The following is a 13,688-nucleotide window of genomic DNA, read 5'->3' as shown; positions in this document are numbered from 1 at the left end:
TAACTAACTAATTTACACAAGTGCAAAAAGATTTAGAGAAAAACTTTTTATTGGACTTTGAAAAAAACCAGAATATTGCTCATAAAATTTGTAGAATTTATACTACAAACCAAAGTGCTCATAATGATTTATTTCAAGAGATAACCATTCAACTTTGGAAAAACTACCCAAAGTTTAGAGGAGATTCTAAATTTAGTACCTGGATGTATAGAGTAGCTTTAAATACAGCAATTTCGTTGTATAGAAAATCTACAAGAAGAGTTAAAACACAAGATATTAGTGATTTTGCTTATAAAATAAAAGCGACGGATTATGATGATACAGAAGAGGTACAATTAAAAGCCCTGTACCAAGCGATTCATCAATTGAATGATATTGACAAGGCGTTGATATTTTTATATCTTGAAGACAAACCTTACAAAGAAATTTCTGAAACATTAGGAATTTCATCTGTAAATGCAAGAGTAAAAATGAATAGAGCAAAAGAGAAATTAAAAAACATTTTAAAGCCATAACAGCATGGATTTATTAGATAAATATAAAAAAACGTGGGAAAATCAGCCAGAAGAAGGAAATAAATTTTCGTCTGTTGATATCTACAAAATGGCTAAATCTAAGTCATCATCTATTGTAAAATGGATCTTTATTATTGGTATTTTAGAATTTTTATTTTTAAATTCTATGTACTTTTTCTTAGATATGAAAGAGGCTTATGACGAATATGAAAAAATTGGATTAATGAATTTTGTTTATTATTCTCAAGTTTTAGCATATATAATTTTGTTCTATTTTTTAGTAATGTTCTATAAGAATTACAAAAGTATTTCTACCATCGATTCAACTAAAAAGTTGATGAAAAAAATTCTTAAAACAAGAAAAACAGTAAGAAACTATGTCTTATTCAATTTAGTTTACATTGCATTAATGATGATTATTGTAATGGTAGCAGAAATAAATTTTAAATTTGAAGATTTAGAAACTAAGCAAATATTTTTAACAATTCTGTTAACGCTAGTCATTACTTTAGTAATATTAGGTGTATTGTGGCTCTTTTATCAATTGTTATATGGTATTTTATTGAAAAAATTAAACAGAAATTACAAAGAATTAGCTAAATTAGACGAACCTAATTAATTTTTACTATGAAAAAATATTTTCTATTCTTGTTTTTAAGTTGCTCTTTTACAATGATTTCTCAAGAAAACCTAGATTTTTGGGACAATGTACAGTTTGGTGGTGGTGTAAGTATGAGTTTTGGTTCGCAAACAACCATTGGTATTTCTCCGAGTGCCATTTATAATTTTGACAATGGTTTTGCTTTAGGTACAGGTTTAACCTATATTTATAGTAAATACCAAGAACAAAAAACCAATGTTTATGGCGCCAGTATAATTTCATTATACCAAATACCAAACATAGGTATTCAACTTTCTGGAGAATTTGAACAATCTTTTGCAAAGATTTCAGAAAACTCAAATAGCACAACAAGAAGTTTTCCTGCCTTATATTTAGGTGCAGCTTATAATACTGGGCGTTTTGCTGTTGGTATTAGATATGATATTTTGTATGACAACAGAAGCGTTTATGCTTCTGCTTTTTCACCAATAGTCCGATTTTACTTTTAGAAATTTTTTAATTCTCTTAAAAGAATTTCATGCATTTTGTCTGTATAATCTAAATGTGTAACAATCCTTATTCTTCCTTGTCCCATTGGCGTTAAAAGAATATTTTTTGCTTCCATTTTTTGGATAAACTTCTCTGCTCCTATTTTTTCATCTACATAAAAAATAACAATATTAGTTTCTATCTCTTCTACTTTTGTAACATAAGAAACTGACTCTAAAACAGTACCTATTTCTTTTGCTTTTTTATGGTCTTCTGCTAATCTTTCTACATGATTGTCTAAAGCATAAATTCCTGCTGCGGCTAAAAAACCAACTTGTCTCATTGCACCACCCAATAATTTTCTAATGCGTAAAGCTTTTGCAATATGTGCTTTAGAACCTAATAAAATAGAACCAATCGGTGCTCCTAATCCTTTTGATAAACATATAGAAATTGTGTCAAATAACTCTCCATATTGTTTTGGTGTTTCATTTTTGGCAACCATTGCATTAAATAAACGAGCTCCGTCTAAATGAAAAGCTAACTTATTATCTTTAGATATTTTCTGTAATTTTTCTAATTCAGAAAAATCCCAACATGCTCCTCCACCTTTGTTTGTTGTATTTTCTATACAAACCAAACTTGCAAATGGTGTATGAATACCAAAACCTTCTGCAATAGCATCTTGCAATTGTGCAGCTGTAAACATACCTCTATTGCCGTCAATTAACTTACAGGTTACTCCAGAATTAAAGGCTGCTCCACCACCTTCATAATTATAAACATGTGCATACTTATCACAAATTAATTTATCACCCGGTTGTGTATGTAATTTTATTGCTGTTTGGTTAGCCATTGTACCAGAAGGAAAAAATAAGGCGTCTTCCATTCCGAATAATTTTGCAGCTTTTTCTTGTAAAGCATTGGTGGTTGGATCCATTTTAAAAACATCATCACCAACTTTTGCCTTCATCATTGCAGCTAACATTTCTTTTGACGGCTTGGTAACAGTATCGGAAATTAAGTCTATTATCATTCTTTATTCTAATTTTTGATAAATCTATAAAATAACTATCAACTTTTAAAACAAGAATTCTTAAAATTTCATTTATTTTTGTTGAACCTATGATTACACAAGAACAACTTAAAGATATTGCCGAAAGAATTGAAAAGTTAAAATCTTATTTAGAGATTGATAAAAAACTGATTGAAATAGCCAATGAAGAAGAGAAAACGGTAGATCCAGATTTTTGGAACAATCCTAAAGAAGCAGAAGTTTTTATGAAAGAACTTCGTTTAAAGAAAAAGTGGGTAGAAGATTATTATAAAACCATCACTTTAAATGAAGATGTAAATGTTTTATATGAATTTTACAAAGAAGGTGAAGTTGAAGAAGCAGAAGTTGTAGAACAATTTGAAAAAGCAAGTACATTTTTAGAAGATTTAGAGTTTAAAAATATGTTATCCGACGAAGGAGATGTATTGTCTGCTACCGTACAAATTAATGCAGGTGCAGGCGGAACAGAAAGTTGCGACTGGGTAGAAATGTTGTCTAGAATGTATACTATGTGGGCAGAAAAGCAAGGTTTTAAATTAAAGACACTTAATTATCAAGCTGGCGATGTGGTTGGTATTAAAACCATAACGATAGAAATAGAAGGAGATTATGCTTTTGGGTGGCTAAAAGGAGAAAACGGCGTGCACCGTTTGGTACGTATTTCACCTTTCGATTCTAACGGAAAACGTCACACAACCTTTGGGTCTGTCTATGTTTTCCCTGTTGCCGATGATTCTATAGAAATAGAAATTAATCCGGCAGATATAGAAATTGTAACCGCACGTTCTAGTGGTGCTGGCGGACAAAATGTAAACAAAGTAGAAACAAAAGTTCAGTTAACGCATAAGCCAACCGGAATTCAGATTTCTTGTTCCAACTCACGTTCTCAGCACGATAATAGAGCAACAGCATTAAAAATGCTAAAATCTCAGTTGTACGAAATTGAATTGCAAAAACAACAAGCAACAAGAGACGAGATTGAATCTGGAAAGCTAAAAACAGAATGGGGTAGCCAAATACGTAATTACGTAATGCACCCTTATAAATTGGTAAAAGATGTAAGAACGGGTCACGAAACGGGTAATGTAGATAATGTAATGAATGGTGATATAAATCCGTTTTTAAAATCTTATTTAATGTTAAACGGACAGAAAGATAGTTAGCAGTTAGCAGTTAGCAGTTAGCAGTTAGCAGTTAGCAGTTAGCAGTTAGCAAAAATAAAAAAGTTAGAAACAAGTATACTACAGACAAGTAAATTAAATACTAAACATTTTAACTTTGAAACTTTGAAACTTAAAAAAATGATAAAAATATACCACAATCCACGTTGTTCTAAATCTAGACAAGGCGTAGAAATTTTAGAAAACTCTAAAAAAGAATTTGAGATCGTAAAATATTTAGAAAACGTTCCAACAGAAAAAGAACTTACAGAAATCATTAAGTTGTTAGGCATCACTCCTATTCAATTAGTTAGAAAAACAGAAAAAATATGGAAAGAAAACTACAAAGGAAAAGAACTTTCAGATGCAGAAATAATTAATGCAATGGTAGAAAACCCTAAGTTAATAGAGCGTCCTATTGTAATAAACAATAACAAAGCCGTTATTGGTAGACCAACAGAAGCTATTCTAGACATTATTTAATATAATAGATCTCTACCTGCAAGGTTAAAAAAACCTTCATAAATAATGAGAAGCTCAAAAAAGCATTTAACGTTTCTTTAACTACTTCTATTTAAACTAAGCAAGAACTTTGCTGTCTTAATGGAATACCATTCAAAGATAGCTATGAAAAAAATTACACTCTTATTACTTTGCTTACTAACATCAACCTATTTATTGGCTCAAAAGCCAAATATTAAAACCATTTCCATAACAGGAAAAATTGTAGACGCCAATACCAATCAACCTTTAGAATATGCTACTGTAGTTTTAAAAAACACTAAAACGCAAGCCGTTTCTGGAGGAATTACAGATCAAACAGGTAGTTTTAATATTAAAAACCCAATAGGAACTTACCTAATAAGTGTTGAATTTATTTCTTTTAAGACCATTAAATTTCCGGTTCAAGAAATTTCGTCAAACAAAAATTTAGGCACTATTAAACTATATGAAGATGCTAGCAGTTTAGATGAAGTGGTTGTTATTGCAGAAAAATCTACGGTAGACATTCGTTTAGATAAAAAAATCTACAATGTAGGTAAAGACATGACGGTTAAAGGTGGTACAGCTTCAGATGTTTTAGACAATGTGCCTTCAGTAGACGTAGATCCCGAGGGTATTGTTAGTTTAAGAGGTAGTGAAAACGTACGTATCTTAATAGACGGAAAACCATCTGCTTTAGTTGGTTTAAGCGGTGCAGATGCATTAAAGCAATTGCCTTCAGATGCAATAGAAAGGGTAGAAGTTATTACGTCTCCTTCTGCAAGATATGATTCTGAAGGAACTGCAGGTATTTTAAATATTATTTTAAGAAAAGGAAAATCTTCTGGTTTTAATGGTTCTGTAAACGTAACCGCCGGTGATCCTAAAAATTACCAAGCAGGTGTAAATTTAAATTTACGTACAGAAAAAATAAATGTTTTTTCTAACATTGGTTACAATAATAGCAGAAACCCTGGGGTTTACAATTCTAATGTTACTTATTTAACAAACAAATCTATAGATAGTGTAAGAATAGAAAATAGAGATAATGAGAGACTTAGAAATGGTTTTAATGCTAATTTTGGTTTAGAGTATTTTTTAAATGAAGAGAGTTCTATTACAGGTACCATTTTTGTAAGAGATTCTAAAAACGATAATATTTCTACAAATAACATTAATTCTTTTGATTCTAGTGATAATGATTTATACAATTCTTTGCGTATACAAGATGAATCAGAAAAAGATCAAACACTACAATTCTCTTTAAATTACACAAATAATTTAGACGATAAAGGTCAGAAATTGACTGTAGATTTACAACACAGTGCTAGTTCCGAAAATGAATTTGCAATAATTACAGATACAAACCCAGAAACAAATACAACAGGAGAGCTTTCCGTAGACAATCTTGTACAAGCAGATTATGTGTTGCCTATTGGAGAAAACTCACAATTTGAAGCAGGTTACCGTGGAAGTTTTCAAGACTTAACATCAGATTATTTAGTCGTTGCTCCAAACTTAGACCCAGCATATAACCCTTCTAATAACTTAGAATTTACCCAAAATGTAAATGCATTTTACACACAATTTGGTAGCAAAATTAACAAGTTTTCTTATTTATTTGGTCTAAGAACAGAAATTACAAACATTGATATTCATTTAAATAATACCAATGAAAATTATAACAAAAATTACACAGATTTTTTTCCAACCATAAATTTTGGCTATGAATTAAACGACGATCAAAGTTTTACCTTAGGCTATAGTAAAAGGTTAAGAAGACCAAATTCTTGGTACCTAAACCCATTTGAAAGTAGAGAAAGTGAAGTTATATTCTCTAAAGGAAATGTAAACTTAGACCCAACCTACACCAACTCTTTCGATTTAGGTTACTTAAATACTTGGGGTAAATTAACTTTAAACTCCTCTATTTATTACCAACATTCTACAAACAATATTACACGAGTTAACAGTCAGGATGTTAGATTCGTAAACGGTAAAGAAACCAATGTAATTATTAGACAACCTATTAATTTAGCGTCAGAAGACAGATCTGGTTTTGAATTTACAGCAAATTACAATGCTAGTAGAAAAGTACGTTTTTCTGGTAGCTTTAACTACTATCAATTCGAAACAGAAGGAGAATACACTTACAACGTTACAGACCCAAGTAATGGCAACCTAACACCAATTACTCAAAATTTTGATACAAAAAACGACTCTTGGTTCACACGTTTCGATGCTAAAATTACACTTCCTTGGGATATTCAATCGCAAACAAGAATTTTCTATTATGGTCCAAAAAACGATGCACAAAGCGAACGAAAAGGTATTTTATCTACAAATTTAGCCTTTAGTAAAGATATTTTAAAAGACAAAGGAACTTTGGTACTTAATGTTAGTGATCTTTTTAACTCTAGAAAATATCAAGTTTTAGGCTATGCGCCAAGTAGAGAAAACCCAACTAATATTACAGACCAAACGTTTCAGAGAAGAATGCGTCAGGTATCTTTAACTTTTACGTACAGGTTTAACCAGAGTAAAAACCAAAAAGACAGAAAATCTGGTGGAAATGGAAATGATAATGGTGGCGGAGAAGAATTTTAATTTTTTTTAGACACGGGCGTTCGAGCGGGCTTTCCTCACTCGCTTTTTTTCTAAAAAAAGAAAAAAGAGCTCAAACAATTGCTTCAATCCCTAACGCGGGCATATTTGCTAATTAGTTGTTTTATAGAACAAGTTTTTGCAAATTTGCCCGCGTTAGGGATTGTAGTGAAAAGCCCACAGGTTTTTACTTTTTTGTAAAAACCGAGGACTTGTAACAGAAAGCCCGACCCTTGTGGTAACGCCAAAAAAATAAAAATAATGGATTAAATTCGTTTCTTATTCTTTACTCTTTAAATAAAAACAGAACCATAACTAGGGCTATGATTACATTTTACATTTCATACTAAGAAAAAACAATTCAAATTTATTATCAATCCTTTTAAAATTTATTTGGTATAACGCAAAAAAACTCGTTCAAATAAATGAACGAGTTTTTTTTATGATATGTTTTTAAAAGACTACTTACCTTCAGCAGCTTTTTTAGCTTCTTTTTTTAATTTCATGTTTTCCCAGATAGTTCCACCAATCCAGTAAGGAACTACAAATGTTAATAAGAATATTAACAACCAAAAACCAGCTGTAAAAATAAACATGAATAAAACCAATCCTGAAAATTCTGAAAAATCTAACATTTGTATCTTTTGTGAAATTATTACTGCAAAAATAATACTTATTTTCAAAAAACACGCATCAAAAAAATATTTTTTTTAGTTATCTAAAAATGACAATTATCAACTTTATGTAAACATAGTTTTTTGTAAATTTGTTATATCTAAAATTTACATTATAATTATGAAATATAGAATCGAAAAAGACACTATGGGGAACGTAGAAGTTCCTGCAGACAAGTATTGGGGTGCACAAACAGAACGCTCTAGAAACAACTTTAAAATTGGTGCAGCAGCTTCTATGCCATTAGAAATTGTTTATGGTTTTGCATATCTTAAAAAAGCAGCTGCATACACAAATGCAGAATTAGGTGTTTTAACAGAAGAAAAAAGAGATTTAATTGCACAAGTATGTGATGAAATTTTAGAAGGAAAGTTAGATGATCAGTTTCCTTTAGTTATTTGGCAAACAGGTTCTGGTACACAATCTAACATGAATGTGAATGAAGTAATTGCTAACAGAGCGCAAGAAATTGCAGGAAAAGTAATTGGTGAAGGCGAAAAAGTAATTCAGCCAAATGATGATGTAAACAAATCGCAATCATCTAACGATACATTTCCTACAGGTATGCATATTGCTGCTTACAAAAAAATTATAGAAACGACAATTCCTGGAATTACACAATTAAGAGATACTTTAAAAGCAAAAACAGACGCTTTTAAAGATGTTGTAAAAATTGGTAGAACACATTTAATGGATGCTACTCCACTTACTTTAGGTCAAGAGTTTTCTGGTTACGTTGCACAATTAAACTTCGGTTTAAAAGCGCTAAATAATACATTAGAACATTTATCTCAATTAGCTTTAGGTGGTACAGCAGTTGGTACAGGATTAAATACACCTGCAGGTTATGATGTTTTGGTTGCAAAATATATTGCACAATTTACAGGAATGCCTTTTATTACAGCAGAAAACAAATATGAAGCTTTAGCAGCCCATGATGCTTTAGTAGAAACACATGGAGCTTTAAAGCAAATTGCAGTTTCTTTAAATAAAATTGCAAACGATATTAGAATGATGGCTTCTGGACCAAGATCTGGTATTGGAGAAATTATTATTCCTGCTAACGAGCCAGGTTCTTCTATTATGCCTGGTAAAGTAAACCCTACGCAATGTGAAGCGATGACAATGGTTGCTGCGCAAGTTATAGGTAATGACGTTGCCGTAACAATTGGTGGTGCTCAAGGACATTATGAATTAAATGTTTTTAAACCTGTAATGGCTGCTAATGTTTTACAATCGGCTCAATTAATTGGTGATGTTTGTAAATCTTTTGATGAGCATTGTGCTGCTGGTATAGAACCAAATCATGCTAGAATTACAGAATTGGTAAATAATTCTTTAATGTTAGTTACTGCTTTAAATACTAAAATTGGGTATTATAAATCTGCAGAAATTGCAAATACTGCACATGCTAACGGAACAACTTTAAAAGAAGAAGCTGTTCGTTTAGGCTATGTAACTCCAGAACAATATGACGAATGGGTAAAACCAGAAGAAATGACTGGTGGTTTAAAATAAAAATATTAATTTTACAATCTCTAAAAGCTGCATATCTTATGCAGCTTTTTTTGGCTAAACAAAGTAAATCATAATAAAAGAAAATGAAGATGAACAAACACGAAGAATTTATGAGCGAAGCTGTAAAAGCGGCTTTAAAAGGAATGAACAATAACGAAGGAGGTCCTTTTGGATGTATTGTTGTAAAAGATGGAGAAATAATTGGTAGCGGAAACAACAAAGTAACTTCTACAAATGATCCAACGGCACATGCAGAGGTTACTGCAATTAGAGATGCCTGTAAAAACATTGGTTCTTTTCAGTTAGATGGTTGTATTATATATACTTCTTGTGAGCCTTGCCCTATGTGTTTAGGTGCTATTTATTGGGCTAGACCAGACAAAGTTTTTTACGGAAGTAACCAACAAGATGCGGCTAATATTGGTTTTGATGATGAGTTTATCTACAAAGAAATTCCTTTACCATACGAAAAAAGAAGTATTCCTTTTGAACAAATAGGAAGAGAAATTGCACTAGAGCCTTTTAATAAGTGGGCAGAAAAACAAGATAAAACAGCATATTAATTTTGTATAAACCTCACATCTAGTGAGGTTTATTTTTTTAAATACTTTTTTCTTTAATAACATTTAAATGATGTATTTGATGTCCGGAGAATAAGTACCCTAATGCTCTTACAGACATTTTATTTTCTGACGCTACTCCTATTCGTAATAAAGCTTCCGTAGAAAAACTGTTAAAAAGAACAATTGTTCCTTTTCTTATAAGGTCCATTTCATCTAATAAATCATTAAAATCTCTAGCATTAGCATCCACATTAACTACAAAACATCTTGATCAAAACCAGGTAAAGCTGTTTGATCATTTCTTGCAAAACACAAAGCTCTATAACTAAACACACGTTCTGTATCAATGACATGTTGTACAACCTCTTTTATGGTCCATTTACTTTCTGCGTACCAAAAATTTTGTATTTCTTTAGGGAGGTTTCTCAATAACGTTTCAAATTCATTTTGAGGTGACTTTAAATATTTTAGAATAGATTTATTTTCTTTAAAAACAATTTGAATATATTGTTCAAAATAAGGCGCATATTCATTTTTTGGAATGATAACAATTATAGTTTAATTTGTTTCTTATTAGCCACAGACTGCAACATTATTTAACTGCATTTAGAAACCTCGTTATTGTTGTTATTACCATTTATATTAAAATAAAAAAGCATCGAATTAACGATGCTTTTTCTATTTTATTTCTTTTTAAATAAACTGGATATTCTAGAGAAGAAACCTTTATTGTCTTCATTCTCATGATAACCATTGCCATATTTTCCGTAGCCATAGCCGTACCCGTAGCCATAACCATAGCCGTAACCATAACCGTATTTGTTTTTAATAGAAAAGTCATTTAAAACATAACTAATATTGGTTACTTCTTTATTTTTATATTTATCATCTATCATTCTCATCATTCCTTTTTCAGAATAATCCTGACGGATAACATAAATAATAGCATCTCCATATTTAAATAACTCTAATGCATCTGAAACCAAACCTACAGGCGGTGTATCAATAATAACATAATCGTATCTTTTCTGAAGCTCTTTAATCATCTTATCTGCCGTTTCATTTAATAATAATTCAGAAGGATTTGGAGGTATTGGTCCAGATAAAATAAGATCTAAGTTTGGTATTTTAGTATTAATTATAATTTCATCTAACGTTTTTTGATTAATTAAGTGGTTTACAACACCAATATCATTTGTTAAATCAAAATCATCATAAATTTTAGGTTTTCTTAAATCTAAACCAATTAATACAGTTTTCTTTCCACTTAAAGCAAATACCGTAGCCATATTTATAGAAATCATTGTTTTCCCTTCTCCACTCACAGAAGAAGTTAAAACCAATGTTTTAGATTTATCCGCATCCGTATTCTTAAATAAAAATTGAATATTAGACCTAAGCGCCCTAAAAGACTCTGATACTGAGGATTTAGGTTTATCAAAAACGGCTAAATTATTATTTCCATGATTTTTACCTACAACACCTAAAACTGGAATTGCATAATTATTTTGAATATCTTCTGCTGTGTGAATTTTATTATCTAATACCTCTTTAGTTATGATGTAAAATAATGGAAAAACAACTCCTAACATTAAACCGACTAAGTAATTAAAACTAGGTATTGGGTATACCGGACCATTACCTAAGTCTTTAGCAGTGTCTATTATTTTAACATCAGAAACATTTGCAGCAATTGCTGAACCTGCTTCGTAACTTTTTTGCTTCAAATAATTATAATTTGCTTCTGAAATTTGATAGTTTTTTTCAAATTTTAATAAACCTTGTTCTGTTTTAGGTAGCTTTTTAAGTTTACCCTTATATGTAGATAATTCCGCTGATAATTTGTTGATTTTATTTTGATTTACTACTTTTAAAGTAGATATATTTTCTAACAAATTAGTTTTAGAAATGTTAATATCATTACTCAACTTTATAACCTGTGGATGATTATCTGTTACAGAACCTCGTAATTTTTCCCTTAAACTAGATAATTGTATCAGAGTTGTTATTTCTCCAGAAATCTTTCCATCTTGAACAGCTATTAAAGCAGGTACTGGTATATTCTCTCCATACGTATCATGAGAAAGCAGATAACTTCTTAGGTTATTTAGATAGTCATTAAATTCTAAAATATTTTTTTTGTCTTGCTCTATTGTAATCGTTTCATTAAAGACAAGACTACCTTCTTCTGATAAATTATAGATATTGTTTTTCTCTTTAAAAACACCTAATTCTTTTTCTATTCGTTGTAAACTATCTTCTAATTGTGTAAATAAAAGCTCTATATAATCTTTAGTCTTTTTAGCATAAAGAATTTTTTGTTCTTGTTTATCTTCATCTAAAATAACAACAGTTGCATTTAAATAATCTACAATTCTGTTTTTATTTGGCCCCCCTTTAGATAGACTAAGCATAGAAGCTCCATTTGCAATACCAGCAACACTTATAGACCTGTTACTTCCTACAGTACCATCAAAACTTACAAATTGAATATAAAATTTCTCTCCGACAGTAAATTTTTTAGTCTTTTGTAATGAAAAATTTAAAAATTCAGTATTTATCTGTTCTCCTATTTTATACTCTTTAGAAAAAAGTGGAGAAGAAAAGTTATGTATACTTGTTGTATTTGAATCATAGATAATTAAAGCATTAGAATTACTCTCTTTAAGATCAAAAGATAAATTGTAAGTATCCTCACCAGTAATTTCTACTTGTATAAGTTGTCCATATAATTGAGGTTTACTAGTATCTAGGTCTACAACAAACGGCGTATAACCATAAACATCTTCTAAACGATATCTACCTTCTTTTAAATAATTTATAAAGAAATTTAATTTTCTAACTACTTTTTCGTTATGTGTTCTAGAAGTTAAAACAACTTTAATCGTTTCTACAGCATCACTAGCTCCTCCCCAGTTAAAAGCTATGTTTGTTCCTGTAGAAAACAACGGGTTATTTTCTTCTTTTACAGAAATTACAGTATTAAGATTATAAACTTTAGTTTTATAATCATTCATAAATTTAGCAACGATCAAGGCAATTACAATAGTTACAAAAAAAAGTTTCCAATAAGATAAAACTTTAAAAACATACCCCTTAACATCAATATTAGCTTGAATAGTACTGTTATTTAGTTTATTTAAATTATCCATAAATCCCTATAAATTTCTTGCTAAAATAAAAGTAGTACTTATCAATGTAAATAAAGAAACAATTGTTGTGAGGGCTCCCAGACCAGTAGTCCCAGTTCCCCAAGTTTTTTGTTTCAATGGAATAACATTTATAATATCATTTGGTTTTATATAAAAAACGTCAGAATCAAAAGCATTTATTTGTGTTAAATCAATTGTAAACTTTTCTGTTCCTGTAATTGAGTTTCTTATAATTTCAACTTTTTTTCTATTACCAACAGCAGTAATATCTCCAGAACTAGAAATGGCATCTATAATAGAAAGCTTATTTTGAAATATAACATTAGGCCCTGGACTTCCTATTTCTCCAATAACAGTATATTTAATACCTGCTAATTTTACTGAAACAAAAAGTTCTTCTTGAGTTTTAATGAACTTTTTTAATTCATTTTCTATTTTTTTTCGAACCTCAAGTTCTGTATACCCTAAAACATTAATTTCACCTAAAGTTGGCATTCTAATGTTTCCGTAGCTATCTATGCTGTATCCCGAAAAATAAGACGCTCCTTCACTAACACCACCTGCACCTCCAATAGATTGTTTCTTAAAAACAGATACTAAAGTCTCATCATTAGACATTATATCTATATTTAATATATCATCTACTTGTAATTTGTAGGGTATATTATTAATTCTTTTAATCTCTTTTTTTGCAATTGGCTCTCCTTGTAGATAAATTATATCCTTAGCTGGTATACACGAAAAAAGAAAAGGAATAAATAAGAGCAGTAAAAAATGGTTTCTCATTGTAATTTTAATCATAAATATGCACAAATATACTTTTTAAAAGTGGTTTACTATAATTTTATTTTACTTTCGTTTTTTTATATAA

General features: G+C 30.1%; 14 protein-coding genes. 8 read left to right on the top strand and 6 right to left on the bottom strand.

Going from position 1 to position 13,688, the window contains the following annotated elements; all coding sequences use genetic code 11:
* Positions 1-20: 20 nt before the first annotated feature.
* The 3 genes from KV700_RS00680 to KV700_RS00670 are packed head-to-tail and all read left to right on the top strand — an operon-like array spanning position 21 to position 1,625.
* Complete coding sequence (locus KV700_RS00680) at positions 21-515, top strand: RNA polymerase sigma factor (RefSeq protein ID WP_166386336.1); 495 nt, start codon at positions 21-23, stop codon at positions 513-515.
* A gap of 4 nt (positions 516-519) precedes the next feature.
* A complete protein-coding gene (locus tag KV700_RS00675) occupies positions 520-1,134 on the top strand; it encodes a hypothetical protein (protein ID WP_218598718.1) in 615 nt (204 codons plus the stop codon).
* A gap of 8 nt (positions 1,135-1,142) precedes the next feature.
* The gene (locus KV700_RS00670) at positions 1,143-1,625 is read left to right on the top strand and encodes a hypothetical protein (protein ID WP_218598717.1); all 483 of its coding nucleotides are present in this window, start codon (positions 1,143-1,145) and stop codon (positions 1,623-1,625) included.
* Here the strand turns inward: KV700_RS00670 and KV700_RS00665 are convergent.
* Complete coding sequence (locus KV700_RS00665) at positions 1,622-2,641, bottom strand: low specificity L-threonine aldolase (protein WP_218598716.1); 1,020 nt, start codon at positions 2,639-2,641, stop codon at positions 1,622-1,624. The two genes, KV700_RS00670 and KV700_RS00665, sit on opposite strands and share 4 nt — an antisense overlap.
* 89 nt (positions 2,642-2,730) lie before the next feature.
* Here KV700_RS00665 and prfB point away from each other — a divergent pair, with 89 nt between their 5' ends.
* The 3 genes from prfB to KV700_RS00650 all read left to right on the top strand — a co-directional run bounded on the left by prfB (position 2,731) and on the right by KV700_RS00650 (position 6,912).
* On the top strand, positions 2,731-3,825 hold the full coding sequence (gene prfB, locus KV700_RS00660; RefSeq protein ID WP_218598715.1) for a peptide chain release factor 2: 1,095 nt from the start codon (positions 2,731-2,733) through the stop codon (positions 3,823-3,825).
* A gap of 138 nt (positions 3,826-3,963) precedes the next feature.
* Positions 3,964-4,305 carry an arsenate reductase (glutaredoxin) gene (gene arsC / locus KV700_RS00655; protein ID WP_166386325.1) on the top strand — a complete coding sequence of 114 codons (342 nt, stop codon included), beginning with the start codon at positions 3,964-3,966 and terminating at the stop codon, positions 4,303-4,305.
* A gap of 144 nt (positions 4,306-4,449) precedes the next feature.
* On the top strand, positions 4,450-6,912 hold the full coding sequence (locus KV700_RS00650) for a TonB-dependent receptor (RefSeq protein ID WP_218598714.1): 2,463 nt from the start codon (positions 4,450-4,452) through the stop codon (positions 6,910-6,912).
* 458 nt (positions 6,913-7,370) lie between these two features.
* On the opposite strand, the gene KV700_RS00645 is transcribed toward KV700_RS00650, so the two are convergent.
* The gene (locus KV700_RS00645; protein WP_165733463.1) at positions 7,371-7,544 is read right to left on the bottom strand and encodes a hypothetical protein; all 174 of its coding nucleotides are present in this window, start codon (positions 7,542-7,544) and stop codon (positions 7,371-7,373) included.
* A gap of 160 nt (positions 7,545-7,704) precedes the next feature.
* Between KV700_RS00645 and fumC the strand changes: the two genes are divergently transcribed.
* Together fumC and KV700_RS00635 are read left to right on the top strand one after the other, a co-directional pair.
* The gene (fumC, locus tag KV700_RS00640; RefSeq protein ID WP_218598713.1) at positions 7,705-9,102 is read left to right on the top strand and encodes a class II fumarate hydratase; all 1,398 of its coding nucleotides are present in this window, start codon (positions 7,705-7,707) and stop codon (positions 9,100-9,102) included.
* Positions 9,103-9,191: 89 nt separating this feature from the next.
* On the top strand, positions 9,192-9,665 hold the full coding sequence (locus KV700_RS00635; RefSeq protein ID WP_218598712.1) for a nucleoside deaminase: 474 nt from the start codon (positions 9,192-9,194) through the stop codon (positions 9,663-9,665).
* A gap of 37 nt (positions 9,666-9,702) precedes the next feature.
* Here KV700_RS00635 and KV700_RS17215 read toward each other — a convergent pair whose 3' ends face one another.
* From KV700_RS17215 to KV700_RS00620, 4 genes are all read right to left on the bottom strand, one after another.
* Positions 9,703-9,915: a hypothetical protein gene (locus KV700_RS17215; protein ID WP_254712949.1), complete on the bottom strand. Its 213-nt coding sequence runs from the start codon at positions 9,913-9,915 to the stop codon at positions 9,703-9,705.
* Positions 9,916-9,920: 5 nt separating this feature from the next.
* Positions 9,921-10,094 (bottom strand): DinB family protein, encoded by a 174-nt coding sequence (locus KV700_RS17210; RefSeq protein ID WP_254712948.1) that lies wholly within the window; start codon positions 10,092-10,094, stop codon positions 9,921-9,923.
* A 254-nt stretch (positions 10,095-10,348) separates the two neighbouring features.
* Positions 10,349-12,817, bottom strand: coding sequence for an exopolysaccharide transport family protein (locus KV700_RS00625; protein WP_218598711.1), 2,469 nt, complete (start codon positions 12,815-12,817; stop codon positions 10,349-10,351).
* Positions 12,818-12,823: 6 nt separating this feature from the next.
* Positions 12,824-13,603, bottom strand: a complete 780-nt coding sequence (locus KV700_RS00620) for a polysaccharide biosynthesis/export family protein (protein ID WP_218598710.1) — start codon at positions 13,601-13,603, stop codon at positions 12,824-12,826.
* Positions 13,604-13,688: the final 85 nt, after the last annotated feature.

The organism is Polaribacter sp. NJDZ03, from assembly GCF_019263805.1.
GTDB lineage: Bacteria > Bacteroidota > Bacteroidia > Flavobacteriales > Flavobacteriaceae > Polaribacter.
The sequence above is the reverse complement of the archived record's forward strand: the minus strand, read 5'-3'. Positions and strand labels throughout refer to the sequence as shown.